The sequence below is a fragment of the Terrimonas rubra genome, assembly GCF_042686025.1.
Lineage (GTDB): Bacteria > Bacteroidota > Bacteroidia > Chitinophagales > Chitinophagaceae > Terrimonas > Terrimonas rubra.
On sequence record NZ_JBHUOZ010000003.1, the window covers coordinates 780,948 to 804,147 of the forward strand.

General features: G+C 43.4%; 25 protein-coding genes. 19 read left to right on the plus strand and 6 right to left on the minus strand.

Annotation, left to right across the window (positions count from 1 at the left end):
• The first annotated feature begins 191 nt into the window (after positions 1-191).
• The 6 genes from ACFS6H_RS12625 to ACFS6H_RS12650 all read left to right on the plus strand — a co-directional run bounded on the left by ACFS6H_RS12625 (position 192) and on the right by ACFS6H_RS12650 (position 5,001).
• Complete coding sequence (locus ACFS6H_RS12625) at positions 192-809, plus strand: FMN-binding negative transcriptional regulator (RefSeq protein ID WP_386099157.1); 618 nt, start codon at positions 192-194, stop codon at positions 807-809.
• Positions 810-871: 62 nt separating this feature from the next.
• Positions 872-1,657 carry an SDR family oxidoreductase gene (locus ACFS6H_RS12630; RefSeq protein WP_386099160.1) on the plus strand — a complete coding sequence of 262 codons (786 nt, stop codon included), beginning with the start codon at positions 872-874 and terminating at the stop codon, positions 1,655-1,657.
• Positions 1,658-1,777: 120 nt separating this feature from the next.
• Positions 1,778-3,061: a kynureninase gene (gene kynU / locus ACFS6H_RS12635; RefSeq protein WP_386099163.1), complete on the plus strand. Its 1,284-nt coding sequence runs from the start codon at positions 1,778-1,780 to the stop codon at positions 3,059-3,061.
• 70 nt (positions 3,062-3,131) lie between these two features.
• Positions 3,132-3,944, plus strand: coding sequence for an orotidine-5'-phosphate decarboxylase (gene pyrF / locus ACFS6H_RS12640; RefSeq protein ID WP_386099166.1), 813 nt, complete (start codon positions 3,132-3,134; stop codon positions 3,942-3,944).
• A gap of 13 nt (positions 3,945-3,957) precedes the next feature.
• Complete coding sequence (locus ACFS6H_RS12645) at positions 3,958-4,539, plus strand: hypothetical protein (RefSeq protein ID WP_386099169.1); 582 nt, start codon at positions 3,958-3,960, stop codon at positions 4,537-4,539.
• Positions 4,540-4,608: 69 nt separating this feature from the next.
• Positions 4,609-5,001, plus strand: a complete 393-nt coding sequence (locus tag ACFS6H_RS12650; protein WP_386099172.1) for a DoxX family protein — start codon at positions 4,609-4,611, stop codon at positions 4,999-5,001.
• 4 nt (positions 5,002-5,005) lie between these two features.
• On the opposite strand, the gene ACFS6H_RS12655 is transcribed toward ACFS6H_RS12650, so the two are convergent.
• Positions 5,006-5,407, minus strand: a complete 402-nt coding sequence (locus ACFS6H_RS12655) for a hypothetical protein (protein ID WP_386099175.1) — start codon at positions 5,405-5,407, stop codon at positions 5,006-5,008.
• Between the two features lie 91 nt (positions 5,408-5,498).
• The gene (sucC, locus tag ACFS6H_RS12660; protein ID WP_386099178.1) at positions 5,499-6,710 is read right to left on the minus strand and encodes an ADP-forming succinate--CoA ligase subunit beta; all 1,212 of its coding nucleotides are present in this window, start codon (positions 6,708-6,710) and stop codon (positions 5,499-5,501) included.
• Positions 6,711-7,045: 335 nt separating this feature from the next.
• On the opposite strand from sucC, the gene ACFS6H_RS12665 reads away from it, so the two are divergent.
• The 9 genes from ACFS6H_RS12665 to ACFS6H_RS12705 all read left to right on the plus strand — a co-directional run bounded on the left by ACFS6H_RS12665 (position 7,046) and on the right by ACFS6H_RS12705 (position 16,297).
• Positions 7,046-7,870, plus strand: coding sequence for a purine-nucleoside phosphorylase (locus ACFS6H_RS12665; protein ID WP_386099181.1), 825 nt, complete (start codon positions 7,046-7,048; stop codon positions 7,868-7,870).
• Positions 7,871-7,946: 76 nt separating this feature from the next.
• On the plus strand, positions 7,947-9,992 hold the full coding sequence (locus tag ACFS6H_RS12670) for a putative porin (RefSeq protein ID WP_386099184.1): 2,046 nt from the start codon (positions 7,947-7,949) through the stop codon (positions 9,990-9,992).
• A 70-nt stretch (positions 9,993-10,062) separates the two neighbouring features.
• A complete protein-coding gene (locus tag ACFS6H_RS12675) occupies positions 10,063-10,461 on the plus strand; it encodes an HYC_CC_PP family protein (RefSeq protein WP_386099187.1) in 399 nt (132 codons plus the stop codon).
• A gap of 121 nt (positions 10,462-10,582) precedes the next feature.
• On the plus strand, positions 10,583-11,053 hold the full coding sequence (locus tag ACFS6H_RS12680; protein WP_386099190.1) for a heavy-metal-associated domain-containing protein: 471 nt from the start codon (positions 10,583-10,585) through the stop codon (positions 11,051-11,053).
• A gap of 270 nt (positions 11,054-11,323) precedes the next feature.
• Positions 11,324-11,869, plus strand: a complete 546-nt coding sequence (locus ACFS6H_RS12685; RefSeq protein ID WP_386099193.1) for a heavy-metal-associated domain-containing protein — start codon at positions 11,324-11,326, stop codon at positions 11,867-11,869.
• A gap of 54 nt (positions 11,870-11,923) precedes the next feature.
• Complete coding sequence (locus tag ACFS6H_RS12690) at positions 11,924-12,433, plus strand: TlpA family protein disulfide reductase (protein ID WP_386099196.1); 510 nt, start codon at positions 11,924-11,926, stop codon at positions 12,431-12,433.
• Positions 12,434-12,443: 10 nt separating this feature from the next.
• Positions 12,444-13,277: a hypothetical protein gene (locus tag ACFS6H_RS12695; RefSeq protein WP_386099199.1), complete on the plus strand. Its 834-nt coding sequence runs from the start codon at positions 12,444-12,446 to the stop codon at positions 13,275-13,277.
• 1 nt (position 13,278) lies between these two features.
• A complete protein-coding gene (locus ACFS6H_RS12700; RefSeq protein WP_386099202.1) occupies positions 13,279-13,842 on the plus strand; it encodes a helix-turn-helix domain-containing protein in 564 nt (187 codons plus the stop codon).
• 163 nt (positions 13,843-14,005) lie between these two features.
• Positions 14,006-16,297 carry a TonB-dependent receptor gene (locus ACFS6H_RS12705; protein WP_386099205.1) on the plus strand — a complete coding sequence of 764 codons (2,292 nt, stop codon included), beginning with the start codon at positions 14,006-14,008 and terminating at the stop codon, positions 16,295-16,297.
• Positions 16,298-16,352: 55 nt separating this feature from the next.
• Here the strand turns inward: ACFS6H_RS12705 and ACFS6H_RS12710 are convergent, their stop codons facing one another.
• From ACFS6H_RS12710 to ACFS6H_RS12720, 3 genes are all read right to left on the minus strand, one after another.
• A complete protein-coding gene (locus ACFS6H_RS12710; protein WP_386099208.1) occupies positions 16,353-17,492 on the minus strand; it encodes a glycosyltransferase family 39 protein in 1,140 nt (379 codons plus the stop codon).
• A gap of 79 nt (positions 17,493-17,571) precedes the next feature.
• Positions 17,572-18,090, minus strand: a complete 519-nt coding sequence (locus tag ACFS6H_RS12715) for a hypothetical protein (protein ID WP_386099211.1) — start codon at positions 18,088-18,090, stop codon at positions 17,572-17,574.
• Between the two features lie 16 nt (positions 18,091-18,106).
• Positions 18,107-18,688 (minus strand): RNA polymerase sigma factor, encoded by a 582-nt coding sequence (locus ACFS6H_RS12720; RefSeq protein ID WP_386099214.1) that lies wholly within the window; start codon positions 18,686-18,688, stop codon positions 18,107-18,109.
• 308 nt (positions 18,689-18,996) lie between these two features.
• On the opposite strand from ACFS6H_RS12720, the gene ACFS6H_RS12725 reads away from it, so the two are divergent.
• On the plus strand, positions 18,997-19,419 hold the full coding sequence (locus ACFS6H_RS12725; protein WP_386099217.1) for a DUF6249 domain-containing protein: 423 nt from the start codon (positions 18,997-18,999) through the stop codon (positions 19,417-19,419).
• Between the two features lie 320 nt (positions 19,420-19,739).
• Complete coding sequence (gene carA, locus ACFS6H_RS12730) at positions 19,740-20,834, plus strand: glutamine-hydrolyzing carbamoyl-phosphate synthase small subunit (protein ID WP_386099220.1); 1,095 nt, start codon at positions 19,740-19,742, stop codon at positions 20,832-20,834.
• 16 nt (positions 20,835-20,850) lie between these two features.
• Here the strand turns inward: carA and ACFS6H_RS12735 are convergent, their stop codons facing one another.
• Positions 20,851-21,258, minus strand: coding sequence for a hypothetical protein (locus ACFS6H_RS12735; RefSeq protein ID WP_386099223.1), 408 nt, complete (start codon positions 21,256-21,258; stop codon positions 20,851-20,853).
• A gap of 122 nt (positions 21,259-21,380) precedes the next feature.
• On the opposite strand from ACFS6H_RS12735, the gene aroQ reads away from it, so the two are divergent.
• Positions 21,381-21,803, plus strand: coding sequence for a type II 3-dehydroquinate dehydratase (gene aroQ, locus ACFS6H_RS12740; RefSeq protein WP_386099226.1), 423 nt, complete (start codon positions 21,381-21,383; stop codon positions 21,801-21,803).
• 318 nt (positions 21,804-22,121) lie between these two features.
• Positions 22,122-23,138: a hypothetical protein gene (locus ACFS6H_RS12745; RefSeq protein ID WP_386099229.1), complete on the plus strand. Its 1,017-nt coding sequence runs from the start codon at positions 22,122-22,124 to the stop codon at positions 23,136-23,138.
• Positions 23,139-23,200: the final 62 nt, after the last annotated feature.

The following is a 23,200-nucleotide window of genomic DNA, read 5'->3' on the forward strand; positions in this document are numbered from 1 at the left end:
GTTTTAGGTAACGGGCTGCATGGTTCCTGGCATCGTTCCTTGCGTCGCACACTTGTACTGCACCAATGCTATTCAACAGTGTACAGTACTGCCGCATTCAGCTTTTTGGGTTAAGCATTCTGCTTTCAGCCTTTAGCTTTCTGCTTTATTCATTACCAAATTATCTAATTAACTAATTATCTAATTGTCCCGTGTACAGCTTCTCCTACTATACCGAAAAAGACAGGACCAAGGTACTAGCATTCATGCAGGCAAATCCCTTTGCCATGCTTATCGGGAGTAATCAAAATATCCCTGCAGCTACCCAGGTGCCTTTCTTTACTGATGAAGTGGAGGGGGAACTGGTATTGACCAGTCATATCATGAAAAACACGGATCACCATCAAGCTTTTGTCAATAACCCGGAAGCGCTGGTGGTATTTACCGGCCCCCATTCGTATGTCAGTGCTTCCTGGTATACACATGCACCATCTGCCAGTACCTGGAACTATATCAGCGTACATGCCCGGGGGCAACTCAAGTTTATGGATGAGGAAGGACTGAGAAATATACTGCGCCGCACCACCGATCATTTTGAAAACAATCCCCAATCAAAAGCAGCGTACGACCAGTTGCCGGATGATTATATCCGTAAACTATTGCCCGCTATTGTTGGGGTTGAAATAAAAGTAACGGCCCTGGATAATGTTTTTAAACTAAGCCAGAACCGTGATGCGGAAAGTTATGATAACATTATCCGGCACCTTGATAAGCAGGATGCCAATGCACAGGCCATCGCGAAGGAAATGGCAATACGTAAAAAAATATAAGCGGTCATAGTTTACAGCTTTTACGTAGGTTTGGATCAATTCAATCATATAAAGTAAAACAGATGAATATTTCCTTACAGCATAAAACGGCGCTTGTTTGCGGCAGCACCCAGGGTATAGGCCTGGCCATTGCACAAACACTGGCGGCTTTAGGGGCTAACTGTGTACTGCTGGCCCGTAATGAAGAAGCCTTAAAAGCAGTAGTGCAAACCCTTGATACAAGCCAGCAGCAACAACATAGTTATTTAGTGGCCGACTTTGCCAACCCCGCACAGGTGAAGGAAGTGGTGGATGCCTGTGTGGCCACAACAACCATTCATATTTTAATTAACAATACGGGCGGACCTGCTGCCGGACCTATTACAGAGGCAAAACCCGAGAGTTTTGAAAAAGCTTTTCAGCAGCATATTGTCAATAACCAATTGCTCACCACTGCCGTGGTACCGGGCATGAAAAAAGACAATTACGGCCGTATCATCAATATCATCTCCACCTCTGTTAAAATACCTATTGCTAACCTGGGCGTATCCAATACCATCCGTGGTGCCGTGGCATCCTGGGCCAAAACAATGGCCAATGAACTGGGGCAGTTTAATATAACCGTTAATAATATTTTACCCGGCAGTACCAATACCGCCCGTATCACAGGCCTCATTAACTATATAGCCGAAAATACACATACACCGGCCGAACACGTAGAAGCCCGCATGAAGAACGAAATACCCATGAAACGTTTTGCCCAGCCGGAAGAAGTGGCCAATGTAGTGGCCTTCCTGGCTTCACCCGCTGCCTCTTATGTAAACGGGGTAAGCATACCGGTTGATGGCGGCAAAACAGGAAGCATATGATGGTTAATGAATAATTAGCAGTTAATAATTAATAATGTTCAACGGGAGTTAAGTCTCTTTCTTTACTCCGAATGCTGTATACTAAATACTTTATACTACATACTAAAATCTATATCAACGATGGCTTTTGAAAATACGCTTGCCTTTGCACAACAACTCGATCAACAGGATATATTAAAGTCTTTTCGTTCAAGATTTCATTTTCCGCAACGGAATGGAAAGGATGCTGTTTACTTTACGGGCAACTCACTGGGTCTGCAGCCTAAAAATGTAAAGGACGGTGTATTACAGGCATTAGCGGAATGGGAAACACTGGCAGTAGGTGGTTATTTTGGTGGTAGTCATCCCTGGATGGACTATCACCTGGAAGTAGCGCCAACCCTCGCAAAACTAATGGGTGCTAAAGAGCATGAAGTAGTGGCCATGAACCAGCTCACCATCAATATTCATTTATTGTTTGCCAGCTTTTATAAACCTACTGCTACACGGTATAAAATTATTTGTGAGGCCAAAGCTTTTCCTTCCGATCAGTATGCCCTGGAAACACAGGTGCAGTTACATGGACTAAAAGCGGAAGATGTTATTATAGAGATAGCGCCTAAACCCGGTGAGCAGATCATACATACCAAGGATATTGTGGAGCTGATACAACAACATGGTGAATCGGTTGCTGTTGTATTTATAGGTGGGGTAAACTATTATACCGGCCAGTTCTTTGACCTGCAGGCTATCACAGCTGCTGCACATTCGGTGGGCGCTTATGCCGGTTACGACCTGGCACATGCTGCCGGTAATGTAAACCTGCAATTGCACAACTGGGAAGTTGATTTTGCCGCCTGGTGTACGTATAAATATTTAAACAGCGGTCCCGGTGCTATTGGTGGTGTATATGTACATGAACAATTTGCTACCGACCCTGCTTTTCCGCGCCTGGCGGGCTGGTGGGGTTATGATAAAGCTACCCGGTTTTTAATGGATAAAGGATTTAAGGCCATTCCAACTGTGGAAGGCTGGCAGATGAGTATCAGTCCCTTATTATCCATGGCCATACACAAAGCCTCTTTACAATTGTTTGAAGAAGCGGGTATTGATAACCTGCATGCCAAAAGGGAAAAGATGTCGGCCTTCCTGCATTTTATTTTAGCCGATATCAATAACAGCCTGCCGGAAAAAATAATCGAAGTCATTACACCGGCAAACGAAGCGGAAAGAGGCTGCCAGGTATCCATACATATGTTAAGGGACGGGAAAAAAGTATTTGATGCGTTGATGGCCGAAGGGGTGGTAGCCGACTGGCGGGAGCCGAATGTGATCCGCCTGGCGCCTGTGCCTTTGTATAATACCTATGAAGAAGTATGGGTATTCGGCAATATCATCAGGCAAATAACAGCCACCCTGTTTTAGCGATAATTTGTTGGGAAAAATCATACATCCCCAAATCTTAAATCATACATTCTCATTTATCTTCGTAGTTATGACAAGGCAACAACTGGTACAACTGATCCGTGAAAGACAATCGTATTTATGTGTAGGTTTGGATACCGATATAGAAAAAATTCCGCAGCACCTATTGCAGGAAGAAGATCCCGTTTTTGCCTTTAACAAAGCCATCATTGATGCTACCAGGGATGTTTGTGTGGCCTATAAAATAAACACGGCTTTCTACGAAGCGCTGGGCGTAAAAGGATGGATAGCCCTGGATAAAACCGTACGTTATATTGGTAATAGTCATTTTACCATTGCCGATGCCAAGCGTGGTGATATTGGTAATACCAGCGATCAATATGCCAAGGCCTTCTTTGAGGCCATGCCTTTTGATTCGGTAACCGTTGCGCCCTATATGGGAGAGGACAGTGTAAAACCTTTTCTGCAGCATGCCGGTAAATGGGCCATTGTGCTGGGCCTTACTTCCAACAAAGGTGCCAGCGATTTTGAATTACAGCCCTTACAAAGCGATGAACATTTATACGAAAAAGTACTGACCTCGGTAAGTAACTGGGGCAGCCCCGATAATTTAATGTTTGTAATTGGCGCTACACAGGCCGAACAGTTTGTGCAGATACGCAAGCTTACACCACATCATTTTTATCTTGTACCCGGAGTAGGGGCACAGGGTGGAAGCCTGAAAGAAATATCTGAAAAAGCAATGAACGAAGATATCGGTTTACTGGTAAATGCCAGCCGGGCTATTATTTATGCGGGTAAAGGTGAAGACTTTGCTGAGCAGGCTTATAAAGTGGCAAAGGAATATCAGGTGGAGATGGCTGGATATCTGGTTAAAAACTAATAGTTTAATTTTTATGGGATTAGATATTGCAATACTAACAGATAAACATGACCAGGTTTTTGACAGTCAATTTTACAGTGATAGAAATGCGGGTAATGATAATTATTCTGTTAGCAGGACTTTCTGCAATTTTATGTGTAGACAAAATGCCTGCGAGGGATTGCCTGAGTTAGACCAGATCGGCGAAATTACGGCCTTAGACATAACTCCATTTTATGAAATGGAGCGATATAAGGACGAAAATAATGAAGAGCTTCTGTATCTCTTGGAAACAGCTGAATCAGAAGAAGAAAGACAGGAGATTTTACAGGAATGCCGTGAAAGTAATGCCAAAGTAACTGGTAATATAGGTAAAGTAGAAAATTTGTTAACCCGGCTTATTGATAAGTTATCAGTAATCGAAAACCTGCCGGCGATACTGGATGATCATGGATACGATACGCTTAATTCCAAAGTCTATTTTGCTGAATTTAATGCAATAGCTACCCAGGGTTATATCAATAATAATTTTGGACAGGATCTGCGCAGTTTTAAACGGTTCGTAAACTATGCCAAAACTAAAGGCGCTACAACGGTTTATTTTACGTATGGATAGGCTTTTAATAATTGCTGCCAAATCAACCTGATATTTCCGTAATTTCCGTTTCTCAATTAAACCTTCCTGATGAGAAACAACAATACACTGCTTTTAAGAATAATTGTCGCCATTATTTTACTCATACACGGCATGGCCGGTATGTTTAACAATGGCGTAAACGACTTTGGTAACCTTTACCTCAACGAAGTGGGCTTTGCGCCTATCGGGCTACCTTTAGCCTGGGCCATTAAAATATCACATGTAATAGCTGCTATCTGTTTATTGGTGGAAAAATATGTAAAAGCCGCCTGCCTGGTTACTATTGCCATATTGATCACCGGCATATTTATGGTACACCTGCCCCATGGCTGGTACGTGGTAGGAGGGGGTAGTAACGGGGTTGAGTTTAATGTTTTGCTAATTGTAGTCTTGGTGACAATTATGTTTCCGGATGGATTGAGAAAGACGATAAAGGTGTAAAGTTTTAAAACCTGTATTTAGTATAAACATGACCACCTAACCAGGCGCAAGGGATTATTAACAATAAGCTTAATGTTATATGTATGTGAGTGAGTAAAATACCAAAATCTAAATCCATACCACCAAGTAGAACAATTAAAGGGATTATACCGGACAACGTAGCAATTAACTTTTCTTTATTAATGCCTGTTCTGGCTGTTATATAGCCTGCTATGAACGACGAAGTAATCGGCCCGAAAAACAGTATTACTCCTGAGATGAATAATTGTGCCTTTGGTATATGCTCATCCGAAAACATCAGCATCGCTCCAAAATAGAAACTAAAATTAGCAAGACCGGCCGCGATAATCCCGCCCCAAAGAATGGCAATGGTATTCCCCAGGTATATTTTATGTTGTTGACTCATGAACCCCATACATAAATATACACAGTTGCCTGTTAAAATAAAAAAGCCCCCGATAAAGATCAGGGGCCAACACATCTATACAAAAATAATATTAAGCTACGGCTTGTTTTACCAGGTCAGCTGCTTCACTTAACAGGATAGCCGACTGTACTTTTAAACCGCTTTCGTCAATTAACTTTTTAGCTTCCTCAGCATTGGTACCCTGTAAACGTACAATGATCGGGATATTGATATTGCCTAAGTTTTTATAAGCATCAATAACACCGGCCGCCACACGGTCGCAACGAACGATACCACCGAAAATATTGATCAGGATAGCTTTTACAGCAGGGTCCTTCATAATGATCTTAAAGCCCGCTTCCACAGTCTGTGCATTGGCTGTACCACCTACGTCCAGGAAGTTGGCAGGCTCGCCACCGCTTAACTTGATCATGTCCATGGTAGCCATCGCCAAACCGGCACCATTTACCATACAACCTACGTTACCGTCCAGTTTTACAAAGTTCAGGTTATATTTACCTGCTTCTACTTCTGTAGGGTCTTCTTCGGTTACATCACGTAAAGCTGCTACATCCGGGTGACGCATTAACGCATTATCATCCAGGCTCAGTTTACAGTCAACGGCAATGATCTTATCATCAGCCGCTTTAAATAATGGGTTGATCTCCAGCATAGCGCAGTCTAAACCAACATAAGCATTGTATAAATTAGTAACAAACTTTACGCAGTTTTTAAAAGCCTCACCGCTTAAGCCTAAGTTAAAGGCAATTTTGCGGGCCTGGAAAGGCTGCAGGCCACCACCGGGGTGTACCCACTCCTTAAATATTTTTTCAGGGGTATCATGAGCCACATCTTCAATGTTCATACCGCCTTCGGTACTGTACATGATCACGTTTTGTCCTTTGCTCCTGTCCAGTAAAATAGACAGGTAAAACTCTTGTCTTTCAGAAGGACCATCATAATACATATCCTGTGCAACCAGGATCTTGTTCACCACTTTACCGGCAGGACCGGTTTGTATGGTTACCAGGGTACCACCTAATAATTTGGTAGCAAACTCCTGGATATCTTCTAAGGATTTACCTACTTTAACACCATTCAGGCCATTTTCTTTAATGGCACCTTTACCACGACCGCCGGCATGTATCTGCGCTTTTACAACTGCAAACTTGCTTCCCGATTGTGTCTTGATTTGACGATAAGCTTCTTCCGCTTCCTGTACCGTACCGCAAGCATATCCGTCCTGCACGGGCACATTGTACTTTTTTAATAGTTCTTTGGCCTGGTATTCGTGTAAATTCATGGATGAAAAAATTTGTCGCAAATATAGGTGATTGTAGGCAGAATTCCGACCAGGGGCAGGGGATTTAGGATTGGGGATTTCAGATTTCAGATTTCAGACTTCAGAATTCAGAAGTGAGGATTCAGAACCGAGAACTCCGGCTCAATTATCACTTGTCCATTGTCCATTGTCAATTGCCTATTCTACTCCCAGACTTCCTGACATTCGGTCTTTCCGACTAAGATTCTCAGCCTTTAGCCTTCCTCTTTCAGCATTTTGCTTTTAGCTTTTAGCTTTCGGCTTTCCGCTTCCCCGTGGCCTAATATTCTATATATTTGCTCCCTATTATTACCATTATGGCAGCAGATATCATTGCACAACTGAACGAGACCGTAGCTTATTTAAAATCGCAGTATGCCGAAACACCCGCTGTAGGGGTGGTGCTGGGCAGTGGCCTGGGTAATTTTTCTACCCAGATACAGGTGGAAAAAGAAGTGCCTTACGGCGATATCCCTCATTTCCCCGTGTCTACCGTACAGGGCCATAAAGGCAGGCTGATATTTGGTAAATTATCCGGGAAAACGGTGGTAGCCATGGCCGGCCGGTTCCATTTTTATGAGGGATACACAGCCCAGGAAGTGGTTTTCCCTATCCGTGTGATGAAATTGTTAGGTATTGAAACCCTCTTACTGTCCAATGCGGCTGGTGGGGTAAATACCAGTTATAATGTAGGCGATATCATGATCATCCGTGATCATATCAGCCAGTTTACGCCTAACCCGCTGGTGGGTAAAAATATTGAAGCATGGGGGCCTCGTTTCCCCGATATGACCGAACCCTACAAAAAATCCCTCATCGCCCGGGCCAAAGCCATAGCCAAAGCCAATAATATTGATGTAAAAGAAGGGGTGTACCTGGCTGTGACCGGTCCTACCTTTGAAACCAAGGCCGAATACCGGATGATACAGGTATTGGGCGGCGATGTGGTAGGGATGAGCACCGTACAGGAAACCATTGTGGCCAACCACATGGGACTGGCGGTATTTGCGGTAAGCATTGTCACCGATATCGGTATCCGTGAAGATGATAATGTGATCACCCACGAAGAGGTATTGGAAGCGGCACATGCGGCCGAGCCCAAACTGTCTGTCATATTTAAGGAACTAATTGCATCGCTTTAACATTTTACAATGTTTTGCCAGGTTAGTTTTGCAGTTATGGAAGCCCGGCTTCGGCTGTAAACACCGGCCAACAGTAATGCTTAATACATTTTATCTGTACAAATTAATTACATACACATTCTTAGTGGGTTTACTGGCGGTATCGTCCATTGTATCAGCACAAAGGGGCAACCCGGTGCGTGGCGGCATGGACAGGGTGCGCAGCCTGGGTGGCGCCTTAAGCGGCGGGGGTAAGGACAGCCTGCAGCGGCGTGATGCCAATGAAGACTCCATTACGGTCACTTTCAAATATTTTGACTCTACCCGTACCAACCGGCTGGACAGTTCGGTGGCGGATATGCCTAAAATATTCCCTTTGCGGGCAACGGATGTTTATTTAGGTAATATTGGTTCGGCTACCCGTTCTATTTTATTTTCACCCATGATGCAGGCCGGCTGGGATGCCGGTTTTCATGCCTACGACCGGTATAACTGGACCCTGAACGATGTTCGCTTTTTTACGGTTACCCGCCCTTACTCCGAAATATATTATATGCTGGCCAGTAAATCGGAACAGCAGATCGGACTTTTACATACCCAGAACATAAAGCCCAACTGGAATGTACTGGGCCAGTTCAGGATGTTAACCGCACCCGGGTATTTTAATGCGCAAAAAAACGGGCATAATAATTACCTGTTAAGCTCTAACTACGAATCGGTAAATAAACGGTACCATAATTTCTTTGCTATCGTGGCCAACAATATCCTGGCATCTGAAAATGGAGGCATCCAGGATACGGCCGATTTTTTAAATGACCAGAATTTTAAAGACCGTTTTAGCATACCCACCCAGATCGGGGGGCAAAATGAATTTATCGGCGGCAACTTCTTTAACAAGAATATAAAAACCGGTAATAAATACAAAACCTTTACGGCAATGATGCGCCAGCAGTACGACCTTGGTAAAAAGGATTCCCTGGTTACCGATTCCAGCGTAGTGCCTTTGTTCTTCCCGCGTTTACGCTTTGAACATACCATACAATATAATACTTACTCTTACGAGTTTTATGATAGTCAACAGGATTCTGCCTATCTCCGGGATTTTTATGATATTGCTTTAAACAGCAATCGCGATACCATATCCATCAAAGACAGCTGGCGTGATATTATCAACAGCCTGTCTATTTACCAGTTCCCTGATGCCAAAAACCTGCACCAGTTCATTAAGATCGGTGCGTCGGTGCAAAACCTGGTGGGGGATATCCGCAACGGGAAATCACGTTTTTATAATATTATTGGGTATGGTGAATACCGTAACCGAACCAAAAACCAGCGTTGGGATATTGAAGCCAATGGTAAGGTTTATTTTGCAGGACTCAATGCCGGCGATTACCAGGCCTATATCAGTTTGCTGGGCTTTTTAAGTCCTAAACTGGGATATGCAAAAATCGGCTTTGAAAATGTCAACCGCACACCTTCCTTTTTATTTAACCCGCTGAGTAATTTTAACTTGTTGCAGACAGGTGGTTTCCGTAAAGAAAACAACACCCATATTTTCGCACAGGTAAATCCTGTAAAACTGGGCCTGCTGTTAACCGGTCACCTGTACCTGGTAACCAACTACACCTACCTGACGGGCTTTAACCAGTTAGAGCAAAGTGGTACCCCTTTTAATGTACTGCAGGTATCACTGAATAAATCTTTCAGTTTTGGCCGCAAAAAAACCTGGAAATGGCATACCGATGTGTATGTACAACAGGTTATCGGCAATGCACCGGTAAATGTACCGCTGGTATTTACCCGCAACCGTTTTGGTTACGAGGGTAGCCTGGGCTTTAAAAACCTGGCCCTGGCACTGGGGCTGGATATGCGTTATCACACGCCGTATAAAGCAGATGGTTATTCACCTGTATTGGGTAAGTTTCAGTACCAGGATACCACTACTATTAAAAACCTGCCGGATATCGGGGCTTATGTTAACTTCCGCATTAAAAAAATGACCGTGTATGCCCGTGCCGAAAACCTTAATACGGTAAGCCTGGCCCAGGGTTTTGGCTTTACCAACAATAACCTGGCAGCCGTTAATTATCCTACACCGGGCTTTTTGTTAAGGGTGGGTTTACTATGGCGTTTTGTTAACTGATTTCTAAAAAATTGTCCTTTCAGGCTAAATACTGTGAAAATTGTAAAATCATAGTATCTTTGGTATGTTCATGAAAAAGTTAAGCATTTTCATATTGGCCATTTGTTACCTTGCTGTCAGCAACGGGGTAGTGATCAGTCAGCACTTTTGCATGAACCGCCTCGATTCGGTACAGTGGTTTGCCAGTGATACACCTGATGAATGTGGCCGTTGCGGTATGAGTATGGAGGAAGCACATGGCTGCTGTCACGACCAGGTAGACCTGGTAAAACTCCAGAACGATCAGCAACAGGCTTTTGCCACACTTTTTAATTTCAGTGCGCCTGTTGCCGTATTACCACCGGCTCCCATCGACTTTTTATTAACTACATTTCCCTCCCGGGATATATACATAGACAACCTGGCCCATGCTCCTCCTTTATTGCCGGATGATGACCTGTGTATCATGAACAGCGTTTTCAGGATTTGATATTGGATTGGTTAAACTGATGCCGGTAAAAGCGACTGCTTTTATCACCTGTACACTATGGTGTACTTTCTATTCATTTTATTCAATTAATTATACTATCAAATCTTTTAAATAATACATCATGAAAACGTTAAACATATTTGCCGCTTTATTATTCTCCTTTACAGCTTTAACCGCTACCGCACAAAAAAATACCACCGAAACCATCCCTGTATCAGGTAACTGCGGTATGTGTAAAAAGAAAATTGAAACAGCTGCCAAAGATGCGGGAGCTACTGCCGCTGACTGGAATGCGGACAAAAAAACACTGACCGTTACTTATATCTCTACTTCTACCAATGCTGCCAAAATACAGGAGGCAGTTGCCGCTACCGGTTATGATACCCGCGACGTAAAAGCTACTGATGAAACTTATAACAAGTTACACGGCTGCTGCAAATACGAGCGTGTTGACCTGGGTGGTAAAAAAACAAAAGCACCTAAAACGGAAAAAGCTGACGGTGTGAAAAAAACAGAGAAAGATTGCTGCAACAAAGAAGGCAAAGAAGAGGGTAAAAAAGAATCCTGCTGCAGCGACGGCGGTCATAAATAATCCTCCGTTTCGTTTACCACCATTTTTCACAGGGTTCAGTGAATGCAGTAATTTTATTGTGTTACAAACTGCATTGCTACTGGCATCGGCTGTTGCGTCGCACTCTTGTGCTTTAATAACTATACGCAGCATTTGCGTAAAGCAATGTAGCGGGTATAAGTCCTGGCCTTAGTGATCAACAGTACTGTTTAACCTGTAAAAAATGGTGTATGTCTGCCAGTGCCTGCAACAGCACCGGTGTGTTGAAAGTTTTACCTTAAATTTTAAGTAATGAAAAAAATCATATTCATAGCCTGTAGCTTTCTGTTTGCAGTAGCTGCCCAGGCACAAATAAAAAAAGCCGAATTAACGGCAACAGGCCTTACCTGTGCCATGTGCAGTAATGCCATTAACTCGGCATTAAAAGAACTGCCATACGTAGATAAGGTAGTGGTGGATATCAAACAATCGCAATACCGCATCAGCTTTAAAGAAGGATCGGATGTTAGCATTGACGGCCTGAAACAGGCGGTGGAAGATGCCGGCTTTTCTGTAGGCAAATTAAATGTTACCGCTGATTTTGATAACGTGGCAGTAAGCAATGATGCCCATATAAGTTACGCAGGTACCACGCTTCATTTTTTAGAAACAAAAAATCAAACCCTGAACGGTGAAAAAAGTTTTACTGTTGTTGATAAAGGGTTTGTTACCGATAAGCAGTTTAAAAAATATGCTGCAGCTACAAAAATGAGTTGTGTACAAACCGGCAAAGCTGCCAGTTGCTGTGTAGATGATAAGGTAAAAGAGGGCAGCCGTATTTACCACGTAACTATTTAATTTAATGATTGTAGTTGTCCCGCCCCGCGGGACAACTATTAAAATGTATAAACAATGCGTCAAAAACTGCGTCAGCTTTTTTTGTGGGTGGCTTGTGTCTTTACTTTATCTGTTCAGGCCCAGCAAACCCTTCCCGATGTTAACTATAACGATCCCCGCTTACCCCTGCGCCTGCCTACCGTAAAAGGCGACTCTATCAGTCTTACCTCTTTTAAAGGTAAAGTGGTATTGCTTGATTTCTGGGCCAGCTGGTGTATACCCTGCAGGAACTCCAATAAGGATCTGCGTAAGTTATACGCCGCCTATAACAAACAGGGTTTTGAAATATTAGGTGTTTCCCTGGACGAAGAAAAAAGCGACTGGGAAAAAGCGGTTAAAAAAGATAAGATCACCTGGCCACAGGTAATTGATAACCGGGGTTGGGAAGCCGTAACGGCTGTACAATGGAATGTGCAGGCCCTGCCCACCTCGTACCTGTTCAATAAAAAAGGACAACTGGTAGCCATGAACCTGGAAAGGGAAGAGCTGGAGCAGAAAATTAAAGAACTATTGGCCACACCTTAAAAAAAATCGAATGAAGTATTTAATGATAATAATAGGCCTGTTTCTTGTTGGAGTAGTACAGGCACAGGAACTCTATGTCTTTTCCGACCCCGCTTCCAATGTACCTGCAAAATCAGTTACTGCCAAGGCTTCGGCCATGGTAATGCCTGCACAGGCCTGGAACAGCAGGGCCATGCAACGTTATGCGCCGGAAGTAATGGTAGGCCTTAATAAAAAATGGATGGTAAGAGGGGGTGCCACTTTTGCGGATGTGCATACTACCCGTTTTAAATGGGAGTCGGTATATGCTTATGCCAAATACCGTTTTCTTTCCAAAGATGAGCTGCATTCGCATTTCCGTATGGGGGCTTTTGGCGAAGTGGCTTACAGCAACAGTCCTTTTCATAACGAAGAGATCAATTTACTCGGCGATAAAAGCGGTGCCCAGCTGGGTATTATCGCCACCCAGTTATGGCATAAATTTGCTTTATCCGGTACAGTGAGTCATACACAGGTATTAGATAAATCAAGGAATGATAAAGTGCAGTATATACCGTCGCGTCAGTACCAATCTATGAACTATTCTTTATCGGCAGGTTATTTGTTATTACCTTTTAACTATACCAGTTATAAGCAGACCAATCTTAACCTGTATACCGAAATACTGGCCCAGCAAACGCTGGACAGGCAACGTTGGTATGTGGATATAGCGCCGGCCGTACAGCTTATTTTTAACAGCAATTCCAAACTGAACCTGGGTTACCGTTTCCAGGTAGGGGGTAATATGCTGCGTATGTCCGAAGAAACTTGGGTACTGAGTTATGAGCGTACATTTTTAAACCTTTTAAAAAAGAAACGTAAATAATATGGATCTGCGTATCCGGAATATGGTCTGTAACCGGTGTGTGAAGTCGGTGGAAAATATTTTTCACCAGCTGCAGATACCGCTTGTTTCCATTAACCTGGGACAGGCCGTTACACGGGATGAAGTAAGCGAAACCGGCCTGAACCAGTTACGCGAAAAACTGGTAGCCGAAGGGTTTGAGTTACTGGAATCGAGGCCGGTGCAGGAAGTGGAGGCGATTAAAAATGCTATTGTGACATTGGTGCAGGAGGGTAAACTGGATGAAATGGAAGATAACCTGTCCACTTATCTTGCCACTGCTTTACATAAAGACTATCACTACCTCAGCACACTTTTCTCCGATTATGAAAATACGACCATTGAACAGTATTTTATTTTACAGCGGATTGAAAAAGCCAAGGAATGGCTGGCCTACAATGAATTGTCATTGAAGGAAATAGCCTACCGCCTGGGATATAGCAGCACGGCCCATATATCGGCCCAGTTTAAACAGATCACCGGCATGACCGCCACCCAGTTTAAAAGCCTGCATACCCATCAACGGAAAAACCTGGATGATATTTAACAGGCAGGTGCTTACACTATAAAGTGCTGACAGTAAAAGGGATAACCATGGTTATCCCTTTTTTTATGTATTTACAGGAAACCCGTAATTAAAATTGGTAAATATTTTAAAAATATATCTATATTTGACTAAATATAAATTTAGACAAGCCTAAAAATATAACGTGAAACAAATATTTACTTTTATCAGTACAACCATACTAACCGTTACAGCAGCAGCGCAAACCCGGACAGGGTATATCAAAGATGCGGATACGCAGGAGCCGGTAGCGGGTGCCAACATTCAAGCCGGTAATAAACTTATACAAACCATCAGCGATAAAACCGGGAAATTTACCCTGGCATCAACAGCCGGCGATACTTTATTTATTACGGCAATAGGGTATAACACTTTAACCTATACATGGACCAATGATAACGCCGTGATCGTACTGAATAAAATAAACCAGGAACTGGAGGATGTGGTGATAACCGGTACCATGCGGCCGGTAACAAAAGCAGCCAGTCCCATAGCGGTTGAAGTGTACTCCCCGCAGTTCTTTAAAAAAAATCCCGCCCCCAGTTTATTTGAATCGTTGCAAAATATTAATGGTGTACGGCCACAGTTGAACTGCAGTGTATGCAATACCGGCGATATTCATATTAACGGGCTGGAAGGTCCGTATACCATGGTAACTATTGATGGTATGCCCATTGTGGGAAGCCTGGCTTCGGTATATGGTTTGTTTGGTATTCCTTCGCAGTTGATTGAACGAGTAGAAATAGTCAAAGGGCCTGCGTCCGGTTTATATGGTGCGGAAGCTATTGGTGGTCTGGTGAACATTATTACCAAAACCGTAGATAAAGCTCCTTTGTTATCGGCCAATATCATGACCACGAGCTGGCTGGAACATAATATGGATGCCGGTATGAAATACAGGGTTGGTAAAAAGGCAGATGCGATCATAGGCGTAAACTATTTTAACTATGGTCATAAGCAGGACAGGAACAATGATAATTTTACCGATGTTACGTTACAACACCGTATATCGGTGTTTAACAAATACCAGTTTAAAAGAAAACATAACCGTGTGGCATCCTTAGCTGCCCGTTATTTTTACGAGGACCGCTGGGGTGGTGAAATGAACTGGAGCCGGAAGTTCAGGGGTGGTGACAGTATTTACGGCGAAAGTATTTATACCAACCGCTGGGAACTGCTCGGTAATTACCAGTTGCCCGTAAACGAAAAAATGTTCTTTGCTTTTTCCGCTACCAGTCATGACCAGAATGCCGCTTATGGTAATACACCGTACATAGCCAAACAAAATATTGTATTTGGCCAGCTTACATGGGATAAAGCCATTGGTACGCAGCATAATTTTTTAGCAGGCCTTACTACCCGTTATAATTATTACGACGATAACTCTACTGCCACCCTGGATACACTGACCGGTAAAAACAAACCCGAGCAGTATGTAATACCCGGCGTGTTTGTACAAAATGAATGGACTGTTAATGCCAGCCATTTATTGCTGACGGGTTTACGGTACGATTATCATAAAGCCCATGGCAATATCATTACACCCCGGCTGGCCTGGAAATGGAAGATGAATAACCAGCAGATCCTGCGGCTGAATGCCGGTACCGGTTTCAGGGTGGTGAGTGTATTTACCGAAGACCATGCGGCATTGACAGGGGCCAGAAAGGTGGAGATCGTCAATAGCCTGAAGCCGGAGAAAAGTTATAATGTGAACCTGAATTATACCAACCAGTTTAAATTTAAGAAAACGATCATCGGCATGGACCTGTCCACCTGGTATTCTTATTTCACCAACCAGATCATTGCCGATTACGATACCGACCCGCAAAAAATTATTTATGATAACCTGGACGGGCATGCGGTATCAAAAGGTATTTCGCTGAATATAGATGTAAATATTAACCACCGGTTAAAAGCCATGATGGGGGGAACCGTACAGCAGGTAGATAAAACAGAAAAAGATGAGAACGGGAAAAACATACGTACTCCACAGATTTTAACGGAAAAGTGGAGCGGTACCTGGCTGATCAGTTATACCTTCCCCGGCATTGGAGTGGTAATAGATTATACCGGCAATATATATGGACCGATGCGCCTGCCCCTGTTGGGTGATAAGGATCCCCGCCCGGAATATTCACCGGTATGGAGCATACAAAATATTCAGCTGACCAAAACATTACCCCATAATATTGAGCTGTTTGGCGGGGTAAAGAATTTATTGAACTGGACGCCGGCAAAAAAAGGTTCCTTTGTTATTTCCAGGTCCAATGATCCTTTTGGTAACCGTTATCAATATGAACAGGATGGGGTAGTGATTAACCCCGGCAAACCGATGAACCCGCAAAATACCTATGGGCTGGATTTTGATCCCAGTTATGTATATGCGCCTATGCAGGGTATAAAAGGGTTTATTGGTATCCGGTATGTAATAAAATAGCTGATGCTGACTAATATGTAAAAATGAACGCCCCGGATGGGGCGTTTTTATATTACTATCTTTTTATTTTTTCTACTACCCAATTCACCCTATAACAGGAAATACATAACAGGGCTCCAATAATGGCCATGGTAAAACGGCTATGCCAGTCGTCGCACTGCAGGGTCATGCCAAAGGGGTAAAGCAGCAACAGTCCTATTACGAGTAAAGCAAAACGCCGGTTGGCCTGTATAAATTTTTTTAAGCCGAAGAGGAAGCTGGTGTATAAAGGCACCATCAATGCTATGAGCAGGTAATTGTTCACAGGTGTATACCAGGGCCGGGTAAGATTAAAGAAGGATAATATTTTTAAGCCGGTGAGTTTTAAAAAGTGTAAAGGATTATGAATAATATAATACCAGAGATCGTACATCTGGCTGCCGCTGTTGATAAGCGTTAAATTGTTATCGCCGGTAGCAGTGGGTACGAAACAAATAATATGTTCCTCGATAAAGGGTTTCATAGCATCCATATCGCCGCCGCCGGAAAATATGACCAGGGCCGCCAGGAACATCAGCCCGGTTAATAAAACGCAGATGCCCATATTGATGAATAAGTTTTTCCTGCTTTGTTTACGGAACACCAGGTATAATATGGCGGGTGGAATAAATAAAAGCCCATGCGGCCGGGAGAAGGTGATGAGCACCAATACCGCCAGTGCCAGTAAGAGGTGCCGGGTAAGCTGGTAACGATCATATTGATAAAAAAACCAGAGATAGACCAGGCTCAGGCTGATTAAAATAGAATCGGAATAAAGATGAAAGTTCCAGGATTGCAGCGGGAAAAATAAAGCCAGGAACAGGGAGGTAATAAATGCTGCTTTATAATTGGTAAGGCTGCGGCAGAGTTTATAAAAACAGTATTGGGCAATGCCCGACAGGATAACCTGGATCAGTACGGCAAAAAACAGGGAGATATGCAGGGATTTACATAACCAGACCAGCGATATGACGGGGATGTAAAAAAAGTATTTGATGTGTGAGAGCCTTCCTTCCGTGGCCAGCAATGTGCCTTCGGACACATATTTGGCTGCTTCGTTTTGGGTAACCACGCCGAATTTGAGGAATAGTAAAGTTTGTACAATACAAAAAACCGCCAGCAGGATGAACAGGCCTTTTCTTTCTTGTTGTGATGGAATATCCTTAAGCAGTTTCATGCAGTAATGCTGTTTGTTACAGCAACAAATATAACAAACATCACCCCTCATGCCGAAATGATGTTTGTTACTGCTTATGTCAGTGGTGACGTTTTTGCTGGTACTTTCTTTTTTTAGCGGTTAAAAACTGGTCCAGCAGGAACAGGCCCAGGATCATATTTAATAACAGTACTGCGTTTACCCATTCGTTATTAAAGATGACCGAGAGATCAAAATTGTGCTCAGGGATAAGGGATTTTTCCCGGGCAGGGGCAAAATCGAATTTCACCTGGAAGAAGGCATAAATAACAAACACGAGTACAATGCCGATAAACACGGCTGCCAGTCCCCTGACGATATTATAGTTAATATAGTTTTTAGTAGCCGGTGTTATGTTTTGCCTGGTAATATGTTCCATTACGTTTTTGGTGAAACGTAAGGAAGGCGCTTCCAGGTCGGACTGTTGTAACAGTTGCTGTACCTGTAACAAGGCCTGGTAGTTTTCTCTCCAGGTACTATTTTCCTGTAATAGTTTTTCAACCGTTGTTTTTTCTTCGGGTGTGCAATTGCCGTCAATATACTGCCACAGGCGCTCTGATATGTTATCTTCGTTCTGCATATTGATACGTTTAAAATTAACGAATATCCATTAACTCTTGTTTAAAATTGGTTTCCAGCTTTTCACGGAGCCGGGTACGGGCACGGAATAAACGAACTTTCACCGCGTTGGATTCAATACCCAGTATCTGTCCTATTTCGTCCAGCGACTGTTCGGCTTTATAAAATAAGCTGATCAGGTGGGCATCATCCGTTGATAAAAGGGCAATGGCTTTGTCCAGCATCTGGTTTTTTGATTTCTGCTCCACCAGGTTGGCCTCCATGCCTGAGTCCTTGCTATCGGCTTCCAGCATTACGGTTTCATTGTCCAGCGAGTGAATGACCACTTTTTTCTTGCGCAGGAAACTCAGGCTGGTATTATGGGTAATAGTATATAACCAGGTGCTGAATTTGGACTCACCGTTAAAACTGGCCAGCGCCCTGTACGCCTTTATAAATACATCCTGTGCCACTTCCTCCGCCTCTTCCCTCGATTTTACCATACGTAAAACCAATGTAAACACATATTGCTGATAGCGGTTTACCAGCAAAGCATAAGCCTGCTGGTTACCATTAAGCACCAGTTTAATGATGACACTATCGCTCAGTTCGGTTGACATTCGGGGTATAAGACTACCATTTTTTTGAACAGGTTACACAAAGGTTATATTTTTATGATGAAAGCGGAAAGCTGAAGGCAGAAAGCAAAATGCTGAAAGCTGAAGGCTGAAGGCAGAAAGCGAAAAGCGGAAAGCTGAATGCGGAATGCTGAATGCGAAAGGCAGAAGTTTATACAATATAGGAAACCTGGCTTTAGGCTCTGAGCGTTAAGCTTTTAGCATTTTTTTTCAAAAACCTGTAACCTGTTGTTTGAAGTGGTTGTCATATAGGGCATAACCATTCTTTTTACAACTAAAAAAATAAGATTATGCACGGCGGAGAAGCACTGGTAGCAATTATTCTTTTTGTAGCAGGGTTTGCTACCATTTTTGGGATTTTTTATTTACGCACCAAGCAGAATATGGCCATGATAGATAAAGGCGTAAGTCCGCGCCAGTTTATTAACCGGCCGGCACCTTTCCGGAGCCTGAAATGGGCCTTATTATTAATAGGTGTGGGTATGGGCCTGTTTTTAGCCTACCTGCTGGATTACCAGGTATTTGGCCGGATAAACCACTATATTGGGGTTGACGGTGCATCGCATTACCGCGATTACGGTGAGCGTGTTATTTTGTATTTTGCCCTGATCCCTATTTGCGGCGGCATGGGCCTGTTTGCCAGCTACCTGATCGAGAAAAAATGGTGGGACAAACAGGAGGAAGATATTAAACGCCTGGAAGGAAATTTGTAATAACAGTTGTTAGGTAAAATGTTAACGGCCCGTGGTAACACGGGCCGTTTTTTATGAAACAATGTATTGCCGGGAATTGGTTATCTTATTGGTAAAGGATATAGCCGACAGGATTACTGCAAAACAAGGGCTGCCGGATTGCAGCGGTATGGCGGCACGGTGTGCCGCTATACAGCGGAAAGCCGGGTATAAAGCCGGGAAATGTTACTGCAGCCGACAGCCCCTGAGATTATCTGATAAATTGTGTATTATTTATACCCGAAAAAATATTGTTTACCCCTACCTTTGCGCAATTTGTTTTTTCAGTATAAATAGTACACATGCCCGCAACAAAAAATCCAGCAGTTTTACTTTTATCGGACGGCACAGTAGCTTATGGCACCGCCTTTGGTGTTATAGGTACCGCGACCGGCGAAATTTGTTTTAATACCGGTATGACCGGCTACCAGGAAGTATTTACCGACCCCAGTTATTATGGCCAGATATTGATTATGAATGCGGCACATATTGGTAACTACGGGTTTAAAAATGAGGATGTTGAATCCGGATCGGTAAAGATTAAAGGCCTGATTGGCCGTAACCTGGAGCAGCAGTACTCCCGCTTTTTAGCACATGGTTCTTTACAGGAATACCTGGAAGCGAATAATGTGGTAGCTATTGAAGATGTGGATACCCGTGCACTGGTGGCGCATGTGCGTACCAAGGGCGCTATGAACTGCATTATTTCATCGGAAACCACCGACCTGATAGAGCTGAAAAGAAAGCTGGACGAAGTGCCTGATATGAATGGCCTGGAGCTGGCCTCACATGTATCGACCAAAGAAGCCTATGCCCTGGGTGACCCTAACGCTGCTATTAAAGTAGCGGTACTGGATTATGGGGTGAAACAAAATATTTTAAAATGTATGACCGACAGGGGCGCATTTGTAAAAGTGTTTCCTGCCAAAACGCCTTTTGCCGAAGTAAAAGCGTTTAACCCCAACGGTTATTTTATATCCAATGGTCCCGGCGACCCGGCCCCGATGGATTATGCCATTGAAACTGTAAAGGAGATTTTAAAAGAAGAGAAACCTGTTTTTGGTATTTGCCTGGGCCACCAGTTACTGGCATTGGCCAACGGCATCCCTACTTTTAAAATGCACCATGGTCACCGCGGATTAAACCACCCGGTAAAAAATATTGTGACCGGCCGTTCGGAGATCACTACCCAGAATCATGGTTTTGGTGTTGACCCGGAAGCGGTTAAGAATGCCGATCATATTGAAATTACCCATGTAAACCTGAACGATCAGTCCATTGAAGGTATACGCATTAAAGGCAAGCCTGCGTTTTCCGTGCAGTATCACCCGGAAGCTACACCAGGTCCGCACGATTCGCGTTACCTATTTGACCAGTTTATTGATATGATGAAATAAGTTCTTAGCACACTGATTATATAAAAGCCAGTAAGAGGATGCCCGCCAGCAGGATAAAAAATGGCAGGAGTATTTTCTTATTGGCTTTTTTCTTTACCGCATCGGGGTATTGTAAAAAGTTGTGTACATAGGTATTAAAATTGCGCACCGTGCCTACGGTGTACAGGATAAGCGGGTAGGTAGTGCCAAATAATACCAGGGTTATGAGTTTGCCGGCACTGCGGCCGGAAAGTCCGCGAGGTGGGGAGAAGAACCTGGCGGAAGGAGGGTACACTCTTATTAATAACATATACAGAAACACCAGGCACATCATTGCCCAGATGGTTAAAAAAATATTACCGTTCTTCCGGCCCAGGTTGCCATCTTTTTGTTTTTCACTGATCTCCCAGTATTGCCCGCCATACAGGGCTTCCATATAGGTCATGTTGTAAAATTTGATTAAAAGTAAAAGGCCGGGTTAATTATTCTAATACCCTGCAGATGGTATTTAAAAAGTAAACCGATGAATGCTAATAACCTGTATTTTAGCGGTAACAAACAGCGAGTATGAAAATAGCGATCATTAATGGACCCAACCTGAATTTGTTAGGAACCCGTGAGCCTGAGGTGTATGGGAGTGCCACCTTTGAACAATATTTTCAGCAACTGCAGCAGCAATACCCGCAGGTTAGTTTTACTTATTTCCAGAGTAATATTGAGGGTGAACTGGTAACGGCATTACAACAGGCCGGAACAGCAGCTGACGGTATTATTTTAAACCCCGCCGCCTATACCCATACATCGGTAGCCATTGGTGATGCCATTGCTGCCATTCAGCCACCCGTGGTGGAAGTACATATATCCAATGTACATGCCCGCGAAAGTTTCCGGCAGGTGAATTATGTAAGCGCCAAAGCCGTGGGTACCATAACCGGCCTGGGTTTACGTGGTTATCAATTGGCAGTGGAGTATTTGCTGGGTAGGGTGTAAGGAGTGAAGTGTAAGATATAAGGAATAAGGTGAAAGGAATAAGGTGAAAGGGGTACGGTAAAAGGTTTGTTTGCTTAAATTTATTACTGTGTATGTTTAACCTTACGTTTTTGCCCCTGGGCCTTAGATCTTCAATTTTGCTTCTTTCTACTTCAGTCCATGACCTTCACGCTCAACCATATGTCTTCAATCCTACATCTTAATACCTAAGTTAAAAATCCCTCTTTTCGGGGATAGTTCCTGCCTTGGTTTCTGACGATTTTTACAATGTGATAAATACAACCTATTTGTTCACTTTGTAAAATTTAATCTGTCATCATGAAACGTAATGTATTCATTGGTTTGGGTATAATGATCCTGGCTACCGCAGCCTCCTGTTCAAAAAAAGATAAAATAACGGTACCCGAAAAGCTACCTGCTCTCTTTATTGCCGGTAGTTTCAGGCATGCTGATGGTGATGAAAGAGGTGGGTTGTGGAAAGATAGCACCGGCCTGGTAAAAGAGGGGTCTCCTTATTCCTATTTCAGTGATGTATTTATTGAAGGAAAGGATGTATATGTTTGCGGAGGTGCGGAGATGGAGGGTATTTCATATTGGAAAAACGGGATACAGACCCGCCTGACCGATGGTACGTATGCCGCAGCCGCCAATGCTATTTTTGTTAATAACGGCGATGTGTATGTTGCAGGTTATGAAAAAAATGCTGCAGGAAATTTTGTTGCCAAATACTGGAAAAACGGAACCCCCGTATTGCTTACTGCCGATGCCTTTTATGGAGAAGCAGTAGATATTGTGGTACAGGGAGCCGATGTGTATGTGGCCGGAAAGAAAGAGGGTAAAATAGTATATTGGAAGAACGGGGAGCCTACACTGATCCACGATGCCAGTAATACCTTTGTTACTAAAATATTTGTTGACAAGACTGATGTATATATTGCCGGTAGTACTTTTAACGGATCGGGAATAAAAACTGCTGTATACTGGAAAAACGGAACGATAGTGACCGTGACTGACGGCACTAACAGTTCGCAGTTGATGGATATTGCCGTGCACAACGGAGATGTATATGTCTCCGGTTCTGAATCACAGTCGGGCCGGAGTTTTGCGAAATTCTGGAAGAATGGGAAAGCGGTAACACTTTCAGATGCAAGCTCTTCCAACGGTTATGCTGCGGGCATTGCTGTGTGGGGCCAGCATGTATTTGTTGTTTTTACGGAAACGACAGCGGCTTCTGAAAATATAGTAAGGTACTGGCATAACGGGAAGATGATGAAGGTGAGTGATAAAAAAATATCTTCTTACGGGTATGCTTTGGGCTTTCAGTTGCCGGATTAACGGAGTTTTGACGGATAGACCATAAGTGACTGTAAGACAGTTTAAACCAGATTTCTGTGTAG

What these genes read in the sequence shown, in the direction of transcription:
- ACFS6H_RS12630 (WP_386099160.1), top strand. Translation starts at nt 872, where the DNA reads ATGAATATTTCCTTACAGCATAAAACGGCGCTTGTTTGCGGCAGCACC.
- kynU (WP_386099163.1), top strand. Translation starts at nt 1,778, where the DNA reads ATGGCTTTTGAAAATACGCTTGCCTTTGCACAACAACTCGATCAACAG.
- pyrF (WP_386099166.1), top strand. Translation starts at nt 3,132, where the DNA reads ATGACAAGGCAACAACTGGTACAACTGATCCGTGAAAGACAATCGTAT.
- ACFS6H_RS12645 (WP_386099169.1), top strand. Translation starts at nt 3,958, where the DNA reads ATGGGATTAGATATTGCAATACTAACAGATAAACATGACCAGGTTTTT.
- ACFS6H_RS12650 (WP_386099172.1), top strand. Translation starts at nt 4,609, where the DNA reads ATGAGAAACAACAATACACTGCTTTTAAGAATAATTGTCGCCATTATT.
- ACFS6H_RS12655 (WP_386099175.1), bottom strand. Translation starts at nt 5,407, where the DNA reads ATGAGTCAACAACATAAAATATACCTGGGGAATACCATTGCCATTCTT.
- sucC (WP_386099178.1), bottom strand. Translation starts at nt 6,710, where the DNA reads ATGAATTTACACGAATACCAGGCCAAAGAACTATTAAAAAAGTACAAT.
- ACFS6H_RS12665 (WP_386099181.1), top strand. Translation starts at nt 7,046, where the DNA reads ATGGCAGCAGATATCATTGCACAACTGAACGAGACCGTAGCTTATTTA.
- ACFS6H_RS12670 (WP_386099184.1), top strand. Translation starts at nt 7,947, where the DNA reads ATGCTTAATACATTTTATCTGTACAAATTAATTACATACACATTCTTA.
- ACFS6H_RS12675 (WP_386099187.1), top strand. Translation starts at nt 10,063, where the DNA reads ATGAAAAAGTTAAGCATTTTCATATTGGCCATTTGTTACCTTGCTGTC.
- ACFS6H_RS12680 (WP_386099190.1), top strand. Translation starts at nt 10,583, where the DNA reads ATGAAAACGTTAAACATATTTGCCGCTTTATTATTCTCCTTTACAGCT.
- ACFS6H_RS12685 (WP_386099193.1), top strand. Translation starts at nt 11,324, where the DNA reads ATGAAAAAAATCATATTCATAGCCTGTAGCTTTCTGTTTGCAGTAGCT.
- ACFS6H_RS12690 (WP_386099196.1), top strand. Translation starts at nt 11,924, where the DNA reads ATGCGTCAAAAACTGCGTCAGCTTTTTTTGTGGGTGGCTTGTGTCTTT.
- ACFS6H_RS12695 (WP_386099199.1), top strand. Translation starts at nt 12,444, where the DNA reads ATGAAGTATTTAATGATAATAATAGGCCTGTTTCTTGTTGGAGTAGTA.
- ACFS6H_RS12700 (WP_386099202.1), top strand. Translation starts at nt 13,279, where the DNA reads ATGGATCTGCGTATCCGGAATATGGTCTGTAACCGGTGTGTGAAGTCG.
- ACFS6H_RS12710 (WP_386099208.1), bottom strand. Translation starts at nt 17,492, where the DNA reads ATGAAACTGCTTAAGGATATTCCATCACAACAAGAAAGAAAAGGCCTG.
- ACFS6H_RS12715 (WP_386099211.1), bottom strand. Translation starts at nt 18,090, where the DNA reads ATGCAGAACGAAGATAACATATCAGAGCGCCTGTGGCAGTATATTGAC.
- ACFS6H_RS12720 (WP_386099214.1), bottom strand. Translation starts at nt 18,688, where the DNA reads ATGTCAACCGAACTGAGCGATAGTGTCATCATTAAACTGGTGCTTAAT.
- ACFS6H_RS12725 (WP_386099217.1), top strand. Translation starts at nt 18,997, where the DNA reads ATGCACGGCGGAGAAGCACTGGTAGCAATTATTCTTTTTGTAGCAGGG.
- carA (WP_386099220.1), top strand. Translation starts at nt 19,740, where the DNA reads ATGCCCGCAACAAAAAATCCAGCAGTTTTACTTTTATCGGACGGCACA.
- ACFS6H_RS12735 (WP_386099223.1), bottom strand. Translation starts at nt 21,258, where the DNA reads ATGACCTATATGGAAGCCCTGTATGGCGGGCAATACTGGGAGATCAGT.
- aroQ (WP_386099226.1), top strand. Translation starts at nt 21,381, where the DNA reads ATGAAAATAGCGATCATTAATGGACCCAACCTGAATTTGTTAGGAACC.
- ACFS6H_RS12745 (WP_386099229.1), top strand. Translation starts at nt 22,122, where the DNA reads ATGAAACGTAATGTATTCATTGGTTTGGGTATAATGATCCTGGCTACC.